This window comes from Prescottella soli, assembly GCF_040024445.1.
Classification (GTDB): Bacteria; Actinomycetota; Actinomycetes; order Mycobacteriales; family Mycobacteriaceae; genus Prescottella; species Prescottella soli.
This window is the reverse complement of the sequence record NZ_CP157276.1, coordinates 5,263,220-5,279,418: the sequence shown is the minus strand read 5'-3', so window position 1 is coordinate 5,279,418 and position 16,199 is coordinate 5,263,220. Positions and strand designations below refer to the sequence as shown.

14 protein-coding genes and 1 pseudogene are annotated in these 16,199 nt (G+C 70.7%); 3 read left to right on the top strand and 12 right to left on the bottom strand.

All coding sequences use genetic code 11. The features are described from left to right. Nucleotides 1-77 precede the first annotated feature (77 nt). Nucleotides 78-2,102 carry a Stk1 family PASTA domain-containing Ser/Thr kinase gene (gene pknB / locus ABI214_RS24600; protein WP_348605026.1) on the top strand — a complete coding sequence of 675 codons (2,025 nt, stop codon included), beginning with the start codon at nt 78-80 and terminating at the stop codon, nt 2,100-2,102. Nucleotides 2,103-2,197: 95 nt separating this feature from the next. Here the strand turns inward: pknB and ABI214_RS24595 are convergent, their stop codons facing one another. Both ABI214_RS24595 and ABI214_RS24590 read right to left on the bottom strand, forming a co-directional pair. Continuing rightward, a complete protein-coding gene (locus ABI214_RS24595; RefSeq protein WP_348605025.1) occupies nt 2,198-3,583 on the bottom strand; it encodes a class II 3-deoxy-7-phosphoheptulonate synthase in 1,386 nt (461 codons plus the stop codon). A 90-nt stretch (nt 3,584-3,673) separates the two neighbouring features. Then, complete coding sequence (locus tag ABI214_RS24590; protein ID WP_348605024.1) at nt 3,674-4,165, bottom strand: polyadenylate-specific 3'-exoribonuclease AS; 492 nt, start codon at nt 4,163-4,165, stop codon at nt 3,674-3,676. 65 nt (nt 4,166-4,230) lie between these two features. Between ABI214_RS24590 and ABI214_RS24585 the strand changes: the two genes are divergently transcribed. Next, nucleotides 4,231-5,568 carry a glycosyltransferase 87 family protein gene (locus tag ABI214_RS24585; protein ID WP_408586433.1) on the top strand — a complete coding sequence of 446 codons (1,338 nt, stop codon included), beginning with the start codon at nt 4,231-4,233 and terminating at the stop codon, nt 5,566-5,568. Nucleotides 5,569-5,601: 33 nt separating this feature from the next. Here ABI214_RS24585 and ABI214_RS24580 read toward each other — a convergent pair. The 8 genes and pseudogenes from ABI214_RS24580 to ABI214_RS24545 all read right to left on the bottom strand — a co-directional run. Next, a pseudogene (locus ABI214_RS24580) lies at nt 5,602-6,390 on the bottom strand (DUF4436 family protein); the annotation flags it as partial. Between the two features lie 100 nt (nt 6,391-6,490). Continuing rightward, nucleotides 6,491-7,153, bottom strand: a complete 663-nt coding sequence (locus ABI214_RS24575) for a SanA/YdcF family protein (protein WP_348605023.1) — start codon at nt 7,151-7,153, stop codon at nt 6,491-6,493. Nucleotides 7,154-7,167: 14 nt separating this feature from the next. After that, nucleotides 7,168-7,905, bottom strand: coding sequence for a lysophospholipid acyltransferase family protein (locus tag ABI214_RS24570; protein WP_348605022.1), 738 nt, complete (start codon nt 7,903-7,905; stop codon nt 7,168-7,170). Nucleotides 7,906-8,054: 149 nt separating this feature from the next. Next, on the bottom strand, nt 8,055-9,032 hold the full coding sequence (locus ABI214_RS24565; RefSeq protein WP_348605021.1) for an ROK family glucokinase: 978 nt from the start codon (nt 9,030-9,032) through the stop codon (nt 8,055-8,057). A gap of 49 nt (nt 9,033-9,081) precedes the next feature. Continuing rightward, nucleotides 9,082-9,456 (bottom strand): hypothetical protein, encoded by a 375-nt coding sequence (locus ABI214_RS24560; RefSeq protein ID WP_348605020.1) that lies wholly within the window; start codon nt 9,454-9,456, stop codon nt 9,082-9,084. Continuing rightward, nucleotides 9,453-10,664 carry an ArsA family ATPase gene (locus tag ABI214_RS24555; RefSeq protein WP_348612007.1) on the bottom strand — a complete coding sequence of 404 codons (1,212 nt, stop codon included), beginning with the start codon at nt 10,662-10,664 and terminating at the stop codon, nt 9,453-9,455. The genes ABI214_RS24560 and ABI214_RS24555 overlap by 4 nt, the downstream gene beginning before the upstream one ends. Before the next feature lie 38 nt (nt 10,665-10,702). Continuing rightward, nucleotides 10,703-11,137 (bottom strand): SRPBCC family protein, encoded by a 435-nt coding sequence (locus ABI214_RS24550; protein WP_348605019.1) that lies wholly within the window; start codon nt 11,135-11,137, stop codon nt 10,703-10,705. A 107-nt stretch (nt 11,138-11,244) separates the two neighbouring features. Continuing rightward, the gene (locus ABI214_RS24545; protein WP_348605018.1) at nt 11,245-11,631 is read right to left on the bottom strand and encodes a polyketide cyclase / dehydrase and lipid transport; all 387 of its coding nucleotides are present in this window, start codon (nt 11,629-11,631) and stop codon (nt 11,245-11,247) included. Nucleotides 11,632-11,800: 169 nt separating this feature from the next. Here ABI214_RS24545 and ABI214_RS24540 point away from each other — a divergent pair, with 169 nt between their 5' ends. Then, nucleotides 11,801-13,612, top strand: a complete 1,812-nt coding sequence (locus tag ABI214_RS24540; protein WP_348605017.1) for an AMP-dependent synthetase/ligase — start codon at nt 11,801-11,803, stop codon at nt 13,610-13,612. Between the two features lie 53 nt (nt 13,613-13,665). Here the strand turns inward: ABI214_RS24540 and ABI214_RS24535 are convergent, their stop codons facing one another. Together ABI214_RS24535 and ABI214_RS24530 are read right to left on the bottom strand one after the other, a co-directional pair. Beyond that, nucleotides 13,666-14,793: a glycosyltransferase family 4 protein gene (locus ABI214_RS24535; RefSeq protein ID WP_348605016.1), complete on the bottom strand. Its 1,128-nt coding sequence runs from the start codon at nt 14,791-14,793 to the stop codon at nt 13,666-13,668. A 43-nt stretch (nt 14,794-14,836) separates the two neighbouring features. After that, the gene (locus ABI214_RS24530) at nt 14,837-16,120 is read right to left on the bottom strand and encodes a peptidase MA family metallohydrolase (protein ID WP_348612004.1); all 1,284 of its coding nucleotides are present in this window, start codon (nt 16,118-16,120) and stop codon (nt 14,837-14,839) included. Nucleotides 16,121-16,199: the final 79 nt, after the last annotated feature.

The window sequence follows — 16,199 nt, the reverse complement described above, 5'->3', positions numbered from 1 at the left end:
ATCGCGGAATCGGGCGGGCGGCCGCGGCTGACTACGATCGAGAGGAATCTGTGCACGAAAGGCTAGGGGGCGCGAGCTTGAATCCCGGAGGTCGAGGGTTGATCGGTGTGGTGCTGGATCGGCGCTATCGCATCGATGCACCGATCGCGCGCGGTGGCATGTCGACCGTCTACCGCGGCATGGACCTGCGACTGGACCGTCCCGTCGCGATCAAGGTCATGGATCCGCAGTTCGCGGCCGATCCCCAGTTCCTCGCGCGCTTCGAGTTCGAGGCGCGGGCCGTGGCCCGGCTCAATCATCCGGGTCTGGTCGGCGTCCACGACCAGGGTAGCGACGGCGAGCACGCGTTCCTGGTGATGGAGCTCGTCGAGGGCGGCACGCTGCGCGAACTGCTCCGCGAGCGTGGCCCGATGCCCCCGCACGCGGCCGCGGCGGTTGCCCGGCCGGTCCTCGAGGCCCTCGCGGTCGCGCACCGTGCGGGCCTGGTGCACCGCGACATCAAGCCCGAGAACGTGCTGATCTCGCACGCCGGCGACGTCAAGATCGCCGACTTCGGGCTCGTGCGAGCGATCGCCGCGTCGAACACCACCTCCCGCAGCGTCATCCTGGGCACCGCCCAGTACCTCTCCCCCGAGCAGGTCACCACCGGCACCGCCGACGCCCGCAGCGACGTCTACGCGGCCGGTGTGCTGCTGTTCGAAATGCTCACCGGCGCCACCCCGTTCACGGGTGACACGTCGCTGTCGATCGCGTATCAGCGCATCGACAACGACGTCCCGGAGCCGAGCACGCTCATCGAGGGGGTACCGCCCGAGTTCGACGAGCTCGTCGTCCGGGCGACCGAGCGTGACCCTGACGAACGCTTCGCCGACGCCGGTGCGATGGCGACGCAGCTGCGGTCGGTGAGCACCCGGCTGCAGTTGCCCGACTACCGGGTGCCCGCCCCGCGCCGCACGGTCCAGCCGTCGGGTGTCCCGATCGCCGCGGACACCGCGAACGGCGCCGCCACCCGCCAGCTGCCTCCCGCCCCGCAGCCGGACGCCGCGCCCGGGCACGATCCGACGACCGTGATGCCGACGCCGGCGGCCGACGCGGGTGGTCCGCACGCGGTGCAGCACACCAAGGTCGTCACGACCGTCACGCCGCGACCACCCGAGGCGGGATCCGACGACTCCGACCGCCCCACCTCGCGCCCGTTCGGCGACATCGAGGCCCGTCTGCGCGGGTCCCGGCGGACGGTTCTCGTGTGGCTGCTGGTGGTACTGCTCATCGCGGTCGCCGTCGGATTCGGCGGATGGTGGCTCGGTTCCGGCCGGTACGCGGCGATCCCCGTGATCGACGGACAGGACACCGCCGCCGCCACGCAGACCATCGAGGCCGCGGGACTGTCGACCGAGACGAAGGGCACGTACTCCGACACCGTCGCGGTGGACTCGCTCGTCGGGACAGATCCTGGCAGCGGCGAGAAGGTCCGGCGGGGGTCGGTGGTGACGCTGCTCGTGTCCCTGGGCCGGCCGACGGTGCCCGAGGTGACCGGCCGCGGCGACGTCGCCGCGGTGGAGGCCGGACTGCGCGAGCGCACGTTCGTTCCCGTCGACGGTGGGGAGGCGTTCAGTGCGCGGGTGCCGGTCGGCGCCGTCGCGGCCCTCGAACCGGCGCCGGGCACGATGCTCTCCGTCGGCTCACAGGTCCGGATGATCCGCAGCAAGGGCGCCCCGCCCGTGGATGTCCCCGACGTGTCGGGCAAGTCCGAGGACGCGGCCCGCAAGACCCTCGATTCGGTGGGGATCACGGTGCGGGAGGTGCAGCAGGTCTTCGCCGGCAACGTCGACGCGGGTAACGCTGTCGGAACCGATCCGGCGGTGGGCACGACCGTCAAGGCCGGCGCCAGCGTGGTGCTGACGGTGTCCAACGCGGTGAAGGTCCCGTCGCTGCTGGGCCGCTCGGTGTCCGCCGCGAAGGCCGAACTGGACCGGCTGGGCCTGCCCTACGAGGTGCGTCAGATCGTGAGCTCGGACCGGTCGCTGATCATCTCGCAGACCCCCGGCGCCGGCGACCGTGTGGCACCCGGCAGCACCGTCACCCTCACGTCGCTGCTCTGATCGTCGGGACGAGCCCGGACCCCCCTTGACAGCCGAAGGGCCCCTTCACGCGCTGTACGCGTAGGAAGGGGCCCTTCGGCGGCCGTCGGTGGGACTCAGTCGCGCAGCATCTCCGCGACCAGGAACGCGAGCTCCAGCGACTGCTGGGTGTTCAGGCGCGGATCGCACGCAGTCTCGTAGCGCCCGGACAGGTCGACGTCCGAGATGTCCTGTGCGCCACCGAGACATTCGGTGACGTTCTCGCCGGTGAGCTCGACGTGGATGCCGCCCGGATGCGTGCCGAGACCGTTGTGGATCTCGAAGAACCCCTGCACCTCGTCGACGATGCGGTCGAAGTGGCGGGTCTTGTACCCGGTGGTGGCCTCGTGTGTGTTGCCGTGCATGGGGTCGCACTGCCAGATCACCTGGTGTCCGGTGGCCTGCACCTTCTCGATGATCGGGGGCAGCAGGTCGCGCACCTTCTGGTTGCCCATGCGCGAGATCAGCGTCAGGCGGCCCGGCTTGTTGGTCGGGTCGAGGCGCTCGACGTACTCGACGGCCTGCTCGGGCGTCGTGGTGGGACCGATCTTGAGGCCGATCGGGTTCGACACCAGTTCCGCGAACGCTACGTGTGCGCCGTCGAGCTGGCGGGTGCGGTCGCCGATCCACAGGAAGTGCGCCGACAGGTCGTACAGCTTGGGGTGGTCGTCGGTGTTGTCCAGCCGCAGCATCGCGCGCTCGTAGTCGAGCACGAGGGCCTCGTGGCTGGCGTAGATCGGCGCGGTCTGCAGGTTGGGATCGGTGACGCGGCACGCGTTCATGAACCGCAGGCCACGGTCGATCTCGGCGGCGAGGGCCTCGTAGCGGGCGCCGGCCGGCGACGACGCGACGAACTCACGGTTCCAGTCGTGCACCTTGTGCAGGTCGGCCATCCCGGAGCCGGTGAGCGCGCGCACCAGGTTCATCGCGGCGCTCGCGTTCGCGTACGCCCGCACCAGACGCGACGGGTCGTGCACCCGCACGGCCTCGTCGGCGACGAGCGAGTTGACCATGTCGCCGCGGTAGGACTGCAGTCCGAGCGAGTCGGTGTTCGACGAGCGCGGCTTGGCGTACTGGCCGGCGATGCGCGCGACCTTGACCACCGGCAGGCTCGCGCCGTAGGTGAGCACGACCGCCATCTGCAGCAGCGTTCGGATGTTGCCCTTGATGTGCGGTTCGGTGTTGTCCGCGAAGGTTTCCGCGCAGTCACCGCCCTGCAGCAGGAAGGCCTCCCCGCGCGCCACCTCGGCCAGCTTCTGCGACAGCGCCTCCACCTCGCTCGCCACCGTGATCGGCGGCACGCTCTCGAGGACGGTGCGCATGGCCGCGGCCTGATCGGCGGGCCACTGCGGCTGCTGTGCGGCCGGCTTCGCGAGTGCGGCGTCGAGCTGCTCGCGCATGGCGGCAGGCAGCGGCGGCAGTTCGGGCAAGCGGTCGATCGGAACATCGACAGTCCAGTTCACCACTACAGGATATTCGCCTCGCCCGGCGCGAGTGAGCAAAGGCCCCCATTCACAGGGAATCGTTGCACCGATCACGGCCGGTGATTCCCCTCACCGAACGGCGCGAAAAGCCTCGATCGCCTCGAACTTCGCAAGGTTGTGGCGGGCGTCGGCGAGCGCGTCGTGCGCGTCGTCCGGCACCGGCGGCAGCGGCGGGCACCCGTGGTACTCCCAGTGCTGGCGCAGCTCGCGGGTGTAGCGGGGCATGTTCGACGGCAGTTCCGTCATCGCACCCCACAGCTGGCACAGCGCAACGTGGTCGTACGCCGCGACCCAGGCCCACAGTTCCGGTTCGATGCCGGGCCGCGGGACGAGGAACTTCATCAGGTCGTCGCGGATCCGCGCGCGGCTCTTCCACAACGGCGACGCCGGTGGGGGCAGCTTGGGCAGCACGTTGCGGCGCACCCACTTACCGGCCCGTTCCGGATCGAACTCGGTGGACACGGCGTAGAACTCGCGTCCGTCCTCGCAAACCACACCGATCGAGACGAGCTCGATTGTGCGACCATCCTCGATGAACTCGCAGTCGTAGAAGTAGCGCACGGGGGGAGCCTATGCCCGCGCGCCGGGGCACTCGACACCGCGCCCCCTGTTCGTAGAAGGATGGATTGGTGCGCACCCCCCGAGACGACTCCGCAAGCGACTCAGCCGCCCCGGCCGGCAGGCCCCCCGCCGAGGGCGGCGACCCCTCGACGACGCCGTCTCGGTGGCGTTCACCGCTCGGCATCGCCGCACGGGTCGTGATCGTGCTGGCCTGCGCCTTCGGCGCCACCTACCACCTCGTCGGGATCCCGGGGCTGCGCGACGTCGGCTTCTACTACCGCATCGACCTGGACGTCTACCGTCTCGGCGGGTCGGTGTTCGCCGACGGAGGTCCCCTGTACGGCGCGATGCCGCCGACGCTGTCGGGCGTCGGCCTGCCGTTCACGTATCCCCCGCTCGCGGCGGTGGTGTTCAGCCCGATGTCGGCGATCTCCCTCGAGGCGGCGGGGATCGTGCTCACCGCGCTGTCGCTCGTGGCGCTGTTCGCGACGCTCGTGCTCACGCTCGCGTCGATCGGGGTCGCACCGCGCACGACACTGCTGTGGACGGCGCTGGCCGCCGCCGGGGCCGCGCTGACGCTCGAGCCGGTGTACTCGACGCTCGACTACGGCCAGGTGAACATCCTGCTGATGACGTTCGTCGCGGCGGACTGCCTGTTGAAGAAGACCCCGTGGCCGCGCGGTGTGCTGATCGGGTTCGTCGCCGCGGTCAAGCTCACGCCCGCGGTGTTCGTGCTGTTCTTCCTGGTGCGCAAGGACTTCCGCGCGGTCGTGACGACGGGGCTGAGCTTCGTCGCGTTCGGGGCGCTCGGGTTCGTGCTCACGCGTGCGGATTCGTGGCAGTACTGGACGGACACGCTGTTCGACTCCGGCCGGATCGGCGGGCCCGCGTACCCGGCGAACCAGAGCATCACGGGTGTCCTCGCACGCCTCGGCATGGATCCGTCGCTGCGCAGCGTGCTGTGGCTGGCCCTGAGCGCCGCGGTACTCGTGCTCGCGGCCGTCGCGATGTACCGCGCCTTCGCCGCCGGGGCGACGGCGCTGGCGCTGTTCGTCAACGCGCTGCTCGGGCTGCTCGTCTCCCCGGTGTCGTGGTCACATCACTGGGTCTGGGTCGCTCCGCTGCTGCTGCTCGTCGGGGTCGAGGCGTACCGACGGCGCAGCATCGTCCTCGGCGTCGGTGTCGCGGCCAGTTGGGCCTTGTTCGTGACCGCACCGCACTGGCGGCTCGGTCACGGGCGCTGGGAGGGCACCGACTGGCCGCTGTGGGACCAGTTCCTGGCGTCGTCGTACGTGTGGTGGGCCCTCGCGGTGATCGTGGCCATCGCCGTGTTCGTCGGACGGCTCGCCACCGCCGACCGGAGCGGCGTCGACGGGACCGCGCACCTCTCGCCGGTGGCCTGACGCGTCCTCGGCCGCGGTATCACGCCACCAGCAGAACACGTACACGGCCAGCGCGCCGACGAGGGTCACCACGACCCACAGGGTCACCGCGATGTCGACCCACGAGCCGATCGGCGGGTTGCCGGGCAGGATCCCGCGCATCGGTACGACCGCGAACAGCATCGCGGCCATCCACCCGAGCATGTCGGTGTGCACCAGTCGACGACGACGCGCGGTCTGGATCGCGACGAACGCCGCGAGCACCGCCAGGATGATCATCATCGCCAGGAGGATCAGCGCGTAGACGAGTGTGCCGGCCGATCGGTACACGCTCACGGCGAGACCGCTGCCGGTCAGGGAGAGTTCCTTCTCGACGGTGACGGGGTCGTAGCTCAGCTGCCATCCCTCGATCCGCTCGTCGACCACGACCCGGGTGCGGTGGACCTCGACCTCGTCCCCCACCCCACGGTAGGCCTCGACGACCAGCGGTTCGATGCCGAACAGGTCGAACGGCCACTTCCCCGACTGACCGTCGACGATCAACTGCACGTCGCGCGTGGTGGGCACGGATCCGGCCGGGAACACCAACTCCGTACGGGCCGTGGTCGGCGACATGTGCAGGCTGATCGGCGCCGCCAGCGTGTCGCCGCGCGGAGTGTAGAAGTTCGCGCCCGGCGCGATGCTGACCTCCGCGTCGAGCCGATCGGCCGTGGGGTGCATCGCCTTCGGGGTCACGATCACGACCACCTCGTCGTCCCCGACCGACTCGGCCGTCGAATCGCCGTCCGGGTCGGGCTCCGTCAGCCCGTACACGAGCAGCGACCCGGCGTACAGGATCGCCATCACGGCCGCCACGAACGACCAGAACAGGCGGGGCCGGGTGCGTGCGAACGACACTGCTGACACCACTGGGAAGATACCCGGCGTCCGAACTGCGGGGCTGCTATCGCGCGAGCGCGTCGGCCACCGAATCCACCGGCGCCGACACCACTTTCGGATCCCGTCCCCGCAGGACGTCCCGCGCCGCCTTGGGGTACGACAACAGTTCGCGGATCGAGTTCTTCACCAGCGTCGACCTGCGGCCACCGGCCCGGCCGGCCCGGACACCGTCGGCGTCGATGCCGGCGCGGCGGGCGAGCGCGACGGTGCGCGCCAGGTGGAACGGCTGGGTGACGACAAGAGCGCGGCGGATCCCGAACGTCCGGGACGCCCGCACGCAGGTGTCGTACGTGTCGAGCCCGTACGGGTCGGCGACGATCCGGCGCGGGTCCACCCCGGCCTCGACGAGGTACTCGGTCATCGCCGCGATCTCGTCGCCGGACCGGCCCCGGGCGTCGCCGGAGACGAGGACGACGGACACCGCGCCGGCCCGGACGAGGGCTGCGGTGGCGTCGAGGCGGCCGCGGAGGAACTTCATGGGTCGTCCGTCGCGCACCCGCGCGCCGAGCACGATCGCGACGGGCGCATCGGGCGCGCCGTCGACGTCGTAGAGGTGTCCGGCGGCCGTGATCCGGATCCATGCTGCCGGCGCGCCGACGACGGCGAACGCCCCGGACGCGGCGAACAGAACGATCCGGCGCAGTGTGCGGCGGTTCGGGCGCGGCACCGCAGGCGTCAGGACTAGCCGGCCTGGGTGTCGGGCACGCGGGCGACGTCGGCGGCCGACTGGGCCGGGTTCGCGTCCGACGGCTGGTTCTTCAGCGTCGCCGCGTAGATGTCGACGTACTCCTGCTCCGACAGGCGCATCAGCTTGTACATGACCTCGTCGGTGACGGCACGCTCGACGAACCGGTTGCCGCCCATGCCCTCGAAGCGGGAGAAGTCGATCGGCTCGCCGATGCGGATGGTGACCTTCGCGGGCCGCCACACGCGCGAGCCGATCGGGTTGACCTTCGCGGTACCGATCATCGCGACGGGGATGACCTTGACGCCGGACTCGAGCGCGAGACGGGCCATCCCGGTCTTGCCCTTGTACAGCCGACCGTCGGGCGAGCGGGTGCCCTCCGGGTAGATACCGAGCAGCTTGCCCTGGGCGAGGACCCGCAGGCCGGCGTCGAGAGCGTCCTTCGCGGCGGAAGCGCCGGTGCGGTCGATCGGCACCTGGCCGACGGCCGAGAAGAACCACTTCTGAAACCGACCCTTGAATCCGGTGCCGGTGAAGTACTCGCTCTTCGCGAGGAACGTGATGCGCCGCGGGCACCGCAGCGGGAGGAAGAAGGAATCGAGCACTGCCTGGTGATTGCTGGCCAGAATCGCCGGGCCGTCCGTCGGAATGTTCTCGGCGCCTTCGATTTTCGGTCGACTGAGGAGCCACAACGCAGGACCCAACAACACGTACTTAAACAGCCAGTACCACATGGTGTCCTTCCGTCCGAGCGCTCAGTCCCCTCGGGTTCGCCCCGGCTTCGACCCGGACTCGCCTTGCCCAAGACTGTACTCAGCAGTCTCGACCGCTGCCACAGGTGGCCGGGCGACGCCCGCTTCTACCCGGATGCGCGGTTCCGGGTTCAGTTCCCGCGCGCGCGATCCCGCAACGACGCGCGCGCCAGGTCCGCGGCACCGATCATCCCGGCAGCCTCGCCGAGCAGGGTGTGCCTGATCCGGGCGAGCGGGCGATGCCCGGAACCGGTGACCAGTCGCGCATAGTGCTCGCGGGCGTCGTCGAGGAACAGCGGCGCGGAGCTGCCGACGCCGCCGCAGATCACGATCAGGTCGGGGTCGAAGACGTCCGAGACGGTGGCCAGGCCCACCCCGAGCCACTTCGCGAAATCCGTAAACGTGGCCAGCGCCAACGAGTCCCCGTCGGAGGCGGCCGCCGCGATCCGGCGGCCGGTCAACGTGCCCGGATCGACCGCGACGTCGCGGGCCAGGACCGTCGATGCGGACGGGTCCGCGGCGAGCAGCTCCAACGCCGTGTCGACCAGGGCCGTGCCGCTGCAGTACCGCTCCCAGCAGCCCCGCTTGCCGCACGCACACGCGCGGCCTTCCGGAACCACCTGCAGGTGTCCCAGTTCCGGAGCCACCCCGAAGCTTCCCCGGTAGAGGCTGCCGTCGATGAGCAGTGCGGCCCCGATCCCGGTGCCGATCGCGACGACGACGACGTTGCGCCCGCCCGCGGCCGCGCCGAAGCGCCACTCCGCCCACGCCGCGGCATTCGCGTCGTGTTCGAGGACGACGGGCAGGCCCAGACGGTTCCCGAGGCTGCGCGCGACGGGCGCGTCGACCCAGGGCAGGTGCGGGGCGAACCGGACCGTGGTGCGGTCGGAGTCGACGAATCCCGCCACCGCGAGGCCGACCGCCGCGACGTCGTGACGGTTCGTGAGTTCCCGGACGGCCCGGTCGATGCCGTGTTCGAGGGCGTCCTCGGAGTGCGGCGTCGGCACGTGCGTCACGTCGAGCACCTCACCGTCACCGTCGACGACGGATGCCCGGATGCTCGTTCCCCCGACGTCGACGCCCACGGTGAGAAGTTCGGTGCTGTCCACCTCGCTGATTGTGCCGACCCGGACCCGGAGGCGGTACGCCGGGTACCGCCTATCTCGGCTCGCGATCCTTGATCGTCACCGAGATCGGCACGAACGCCGACGCCGACGAGTCGGACGGCGCCGCTGCGGCCTCGCCGGCGGCGCGATCGTGGGCGTCGAGCGCCTCGCGCAGCGCAGTGAGCAACACCGACGCCTGACCGGCGAGCAGCGTCACGAGATCGTGCTGTTCACCACGGATCAGGGCGGCCAGGGCGCACAGCGGGCACCACGAGCAGGTGCTGCACGCGGGACCGGAATCGGCGTCCCCGACCTGCTCCGCGGGCACCGGTGCGGCGACCTTCTGCAGGATCGGCTCGAGCCGTTCGAGGACGGTTTCCGCGAGTGCCCTCAGTTCCGCGGTGAGTTCGGCGTGGTCCCCGGTCACTGCGGCCACACTGCCGGGTCCGGGACGAACCGCACCACCAGATCGGCCCCGTCGAAGTCCGCGTCGCGCACGACGCAGCGACGCAGCACCGACGCCAGGCGCACACGACGGCGTCTACCGTCCGCCCCCACCAGCAAGTCGTCCTCCACTCGTCCCAACGTCAACGTCCCGGGGTCGACGAGCGGCAGGTGCATCCGCATCGCGTACACCGATTCCAGGTCGCCCGAACCGGATTCGAGCGCGACCCGCACCGGCGTGCGGTCGTTCAGGGACTCCGCCGACGGATCGACCGCGTCGCGATCGGAGTACACCGTGCGCGCGAGACCGTCGAGGGCATCCCACCCTATCGGCTCGGCGGCCAGGTGGTCGGCCGACAGGACCGCCGCCGCGTCCGACGCGGCCCCGACATCGGCGAGCGCGTCCTGCTGCGCGGCCCGGCGCGTGCCGTACCAGTCACCGACACCGCCCCCGTCGACACCCGAATCGAGCTGCGGCAGAAGTTTGTTCACGACGATCGCGTCGACCCGCAGGGCCGCGAGCGCGGCCGCGGACAGGACACGCCGCGTCTCGGCGAGCCCGACGCGTTCGGCCGACGTCACCACGCGCACTGCGGTCCTGGACCGGTCGGTCAGCAGCGCCGACACCGCCGCGGTCGCGTCGAGGACCCGGTCGAGCATCGCGACCGCGAACGCCAGGCGCGTGTCCGACGACGTTGCCGCGGTGACGCGCCGGTGCTGCGGCCACACCCGATCGACGTACCCGGACACCGTGTCCGGAAGGGCCAGCGCCCGTAGCGCGTCCGCCGTCGGCGGACAGTCCACGACGACGACGTCCCAGCGTCCCTGCTCGGCGAGCCGGACGATCTCGCCCAGCCCGAGCAGGTCCTCGACGCCGGGCAACCCCGTCAGTTCCTCGGGCGCGAGATCGGCGAACTGGGCCCCGTGATCGTGAGATCCGCCGAGCGCGAGCACCGCGACGAGTCCCCGATAGCGCTCCTCGAGCAGTGCGAGCGTGTCGATCTCGACGGCGTCGAGTCCGGCTGCCACCGGGGTCTCGTGGCCGCGTCCGACGGGACGGTCGAGCACCTCGGTCAGCGAGTGCGCCTGGTCGAGCGATGCGAGGAGCACCTTCCGTCCGGTGCCGGCGATGGCGACGGCCGTCGCCGCCGCCATCGTCGTGCGTCCCACCCCGCCCTTGCCGAGGAACAGCCGGACCTGGGCACCGCCGCGGCCGGATTCGGTGGCGCTCAGCCCTCCACCCGCTTCTTGAGCTCCTTGAGCGCGGTGTCCGTGATGACCTTCTCCGCCTTGCGCTTGAACAGCCCGATCATCGGGATGGTGAGGTCGACGGTCAGCTCGTAGGTGACGCGCGTTCCGTCGTTCTCGGGTTCGAGCGCGTACGAGCCGATCTGGGCCTTCTGGATCTCGCCGGAGACGAGCTCCCAGCTGACCGACATCCCGTCGGCCGCCCAGCGGTAGCGCAACACGTACGTGTCCTTGACCATGCCGGCGTCGAGCACGAACCGGACCTGTTCGGCACGGCCGTCGGGCCCGGACGCGAGGACCTCGACGGACTTCGCCGCCTCCACCCATGCCGGGTAGGAGTCGAAGTCGGCGATCACACCCATGATCTGCTCGGCGGGTGCGTCGATGGTGATCGACCGCTTGGTCTTCTCGGCCATGCCTCGGACGCTTCCTTTCAGAAAGGGCTCACAGCGGGCTGGAGAGGCGCACGACGCGTCTCACCGCACGTTCATCTCACATGATTCCCGAGCGGACGCACAATTCCCTACGCGGGTGGCTCGCCCGCGGGTCGGCCTGCTTCGAGCTGCTTCTTGAGTTCGAAGGTCATCTCCTTGCCGGCGAGGCGGCGGGCGTGGTTCATTCCGGCGAGATCGAGCGATGCCAGCCCCTGCGGGCTCACCCCGGTGGGCTCCGCGTGCAGGAAGTAGTGGACGACGGTGCCGTCCATGACCGCCTCCAGCCACACTTCCATCGTCCCGGTGAGCGGCCCCGCGACGCTCCAGCGGATACCCTTCTCGCCCCGGTCCTCGCGCACGTCGAGGACGAGATCCGGCCACCACGCGCGCCAACGCGCGGGCACGGACACGCGGGCAGCCACCTTCTCCGGGGCTGCTGCTACGAAAGTCTGGTCGGCGACCTGAATGCTGCTCACTCTCACAGCTTCACACATGCGCGTCTCGGTCCGTGATCTGGACTACACCTGGACGGATGCCCATCTGGCAAGCCGCAGGTAGGTGGCAGTGCCGCACATCACGCTGCCCCGGTCTATCGTGAGGACCAGCAAACCCTACTCGTCAGTATCTGCAGTGTCGGAGGTCGTCGTGCCCGAGTTCAGCGTTCCTGCCACGTTCACCATCCCGGAGGACGCATCCGCGGTCGACTCCGTCTTCTCCTACGCCGATACGAAGCCCGGGCACATCGTGTACCGGCGCCTCGTGAACGGCTCGTGGGTGAATGTCACGGCCCGCGAGTTCGCAGACCAGGTCATCACGGTCGCGAAGGGGCTGATCGCCCGCGGTGTCCAGCCGGGCGACCGGGTCGCGCTGATGTCCGCGACGCGCTACGAGTGGCCGCTGCTCGACTACGCCATCTGGTCCGCGGGCGGTGTCACGGTGCCGATCTACGAGACCTCCTCGGCCGACCAGGTGCGGTGGATCCTCGAGGACTCCGGCGCGATCGGCCTGATCGTCGAGACCGACAAGCACTCGAAGACCGTCGCCGAGGTGGCCGAGGCCGCGCCCGATCTGCGCGCCGTCCTCCAGATCGAACCCTCCGCGGGCAACGAGGGCGCGGTCGCGATCCTCGGCGCGGACGGGGCCGACATCCCCGACGACGAGGTCCGGGCCCGGGCGACGGCGCTGAAGTCGAGCGACCCGGCGACCCTGATCTACACCTCCGGGACCACCGGACGACCCAAGGGCTGCCAGCTCACGCACTCGAACCTCATCGCCGAGTCGAAGGGCATCGTCGTGTCGAACCTCGGCGAACTGCTCACGTCGCCGGGGGTGAGCACGCTGATGTTCCTGCCGCTCGCGCACGTGCTCGCCCGCGCCGTCAGCATCGCCGCGTTCGACGCCGGCGCGACGCTCGGCCACACCAGCGACATTCCGAACCTCGTCCCGACGTTCGGCGAGTTCAAGCCGGACTTCATCCTGTCGGTGCCCCGCGTGTTCGAGAAGGTGTACAACACCGCGCGGCAGAAGGCGCACAGCGAGGGCAAGGGCAAGATCTTCGACGCCGCCGCCACCACCGCGGTCGCGTGGAGCGAGGCGAAGGACAACGGCGGACCCGGTCTGCTGCTGAACCTCAAGCACGCCGTCTTCGACAAGCTGGTGTACTCCAAGCTGCGGGCGGCGCTCGGCGGCAAGTGCCAGCTGGCGATCTCGGGCGGCGCACCGCTCGGCGCCCGACTGGGCCACTTCTTCCGGGGCATCGGCGTCACGATCTACGAGGGCTACGGCCTGACCGAGACCACCGCCGCGTTCGCGGTCAACACGATCGGCAACCAGAAGGTCGGCTCCGTCGGAAAGCCGTTGGCCGGCAACTCCGTCCGCATCGCGGAGGACGGTGAGATCATGCTGAGCGGCCCGGTCGTGTTCACCGGCTACTGGCGCAACGAGGCCGCCACCGCGGAGGCCATCGAGGACGGCTGGTTCCACACCGGAGACCTCGGCACCGTCGACTCCGAGGGCTACATCACCATCACCGGCCGCAAGAAGGAGATCATCGTCACCGCGGGCGGCAAGAACGTCGCACCGGCCCAGCTCGAGGACCACCTCCGCGCCCACCCGCTCATCAGCCAGGCGATCGTGGTCGGTGACCAGAAGCCGTTCATCGGCGCGCTCATCACAATCGACGCCGAGGCACTGCCCGGATGGAACGAGCGCAACGGGAAGCCGGCCGGCACCACCGTCGCCGAACTGCTGGCGGACGCCGACCTCACCGCCGAGATCGACGCGGCCATCGCGGACGCCAACAAGCTCGTCTCGCACGCCGAGGCCATCAAGAAGTACCGCATCCTGCCGGTGGACTTCACCGAGGAGACCGGCGAGCTCACCCCGACGCTGAAGCTCAAGCGCAACGTCGTCCACCAGAGCTTCGCGGACGACATCGAGCAGATCTACAGCAAGTAGGCAGCCCCGACACCGGCGCCCGCGGTCCGAAAGGATCGCGGGCGCCGTGCTTTTCAGGCCAACAGGCTGCGCAGCTGGGCCCCCAGCACGTCCCATCGCCAGTGGGCCTTCACCCATTCGCGGCCGGCGGCCCCCATCGCGGCCGCCCGCTCCCGGTCCGACAGCACCGAGATCACCGACTGGGCAACGTCCTCGACCGACGTCCCGTCGACCACGAGCCCGGTCTCGTGCTCGACGACCGTTTCCGGCGCTCCCCCGGACCGTCCGGCGATCACCGGCACCCCGGTCGCCGACGCCTCGAGGTAGACGATGCCGAGACCCTCGACGTCCAGGCCCGCGCCCCGCGTCCGGCACGGCATCGCGAACACGTCCGCGATCGTGTGGTGGGCGGCCAGTTCCGCGGCCGGCACCCCGCCGGTGAAGACGACGTGGTCGCCGACGCCGCACTCGTGCGCGAGCGCATGCAGCCGTTCGGCATACGGGCCGCCGCCGACGATCACGAGCACGGCACCGTCGATGCTCCGCCGAATCGCGGGCAGCGCCCGGATCAGCTGGTCCTGCCCCTTGCGCGGCACGAGCCGCGACAGGCACAGGATGGTCGGCCGGTCGCCGAGACCGTAGCGGGCGCGCAGCTCGGCCCGCGCGGCCGGATCGGGACGGAACACGTCCGTGTCGACACCGGACGGAAGATGCTCGAGGGCCGCGTGCGGTCCGAACGCCGACGCGAACCGCCCGCGCGTGTACTTGCTCACGTACGTGACGGTGTCGGTGTGCTCGCCGATGCGTCGCAGGGCCTGGCGTGCGCCGGGCAGCATCGACCACCCCACCTCGTGGCCGTGCGTCGACGCGATCACCCGTCGGGCCCCTGCCCGGCGGACCGTCGGCGCGAGCAGCGCCAGCGGCGCGGCGGCACCGAACCACACGTTGTCGCACTGGTACTTCTCGACGAGCTTCGCGGCACGGCGGGCGACGAACGGGGTCGGCACCATCAGTGTCGTGGGGTGGCGGACCACCTCGTACGGCTGCTCGGCGTCGAATCGGATGTGACTGTCGCCGCGCCAGCGCGGGGCGTAGACCACCAGGTCGTCGGCGGGCAGCTGGGCGGCAAAGGTGTGCAGGTACGACTGGATCCCACCGGGCCGTGGTGGAAAATCGTTCGTCACCAACAGGGTTCGACGCATGTGTCCACCGTAGGTGCCGAAGCCACCACCCCGGGAACCAGGGTCACGCCAGCTGCTTCTCGACCCAGGTCCCCCACCCCTGGACCAACGCGTCGGTGCCGATGCCCAGCGCGTCACGGATCCGGGCGTCGAGCTGGTCCGCCGACGCCCGCCCCTGCGCCAGGTCCCGGTACAGCGAGTCCAGCCGCTCCTCCCCGTACTCGCTGGCGACGAATGCGGCCAGCGACCAGGAGGATTCGTAGGCCCGGCGCGCGGTGTCGCCCCCGGCTCCGAAGTCCGCGTCCGTCGGCAAGGCCGTCGGCGGACCGTGGGCGGCCACCGCGGCCGCCAGCGTCGGCGCGAGCGCGCCGAACGTCGCTTCGATGCCGCGGTAACCGACGTAGTCGGCGTACCCCTCGAGGATCCACAGCGGCGACCCGTCCTGGGTGACCGTGCGTGCGGCGATGTGCGTCAGTTCGTGCCGCAGCACCGACACCCGGGTGAGGTCCGTCAGCCGGTCGGCGGCCCCGGGGCTGAACACGATCCGCTGACCGGACGCGGTCCGCGACCGCAGGTCCACCGCGTCCGAGACCGAGACGGCGGCGATGTCGGCGCCGCTGTGCGCGGTGCCGACCAGCGACGCGAACTCCTCCTGGGAGCCGGCGACCACCACGACCGCCCGACGGGACCAGTCCTGGCCCCACGCGTCGGTGACGTGAGCGACCGCCTCGCCGAGATCACCGGCGAGGCGATCGACCATCGCCGACTGTCCCGGGTGACCAAGGACGATCGACGACCGACCCTCCTCACCGGGCACGACGCGCGCGATCATCGGGCCGAAATCCCAAGGGCCTCGCCAGGTTTCACGACCGGATCCGGGAACGCCCGCGTCGCTGACGAGCTTCCACTCGTCCCCGCGGCGGGCCAGCAGGAGTGCGACGGGCTTTCGCGTCGGCTGGGCGTCGGCGCCGGCGATCGCGTACCGGAAGTACACCGTCGGCGCCCACACGTCCGACGCACCGAGTTGGTCGGCCATCGCCGACCCGACCGGGACCTCCGGGTCGAGCCCGATGTCGTAGCCGAATTCGGAGAACGGCACCTGGGACGCGTTCCGGGCGCGCCGGATCTCCGCGTCCAGGAACCCGGGCGCCGCAGCGGAATCGAACAGCCCCGGAAGCGCCGCGGTGTCACCGGACCGCACCGCCCGCGCCCACTCGTCGAGCACGGCCTGCGCACCCGCGCGGCGCCCGTCCTCGTACGGGTTGGCGACCGGCGCGGCGTCGCGAACGTCGGGCACGTCGGCCTCGTGATCGAATGCCGTCAGCGACAGCACGAGCGCCACGGCGATGCCGAGGCCCCCGAGCCCCACCCACTCCCATCGCCGCACACGCCGCTTCGGCGGGGGGCTCGAGGTGTGATCTTCAGCG

Bases quoted from the DNA above. Each gene is read 5' to 3' on its own strand.
- ABI214_RS24550 (WP_348605019.1), bottom strand. From the start codon at position 11,137: ATGGCCGAGAAGACCAAGCGGTCGATCACCATCGACGCACCCGCCGAG.
- ABI214_RS24570 (WP_348605022.1), bottom strand. From the start codon at position 7,905: ATGTGGTACTGGCTGTTTAAGTACGTGTTGTTGGGTCCTGCGTTGTGG.
- ABI214_RS24535 (WP_348605016.1), bottom strand. From the start codon at position 14,793: ATGCGTCGAACCCTGTTGGTGACGAACGATTTTCCACCACGGCCCGGT.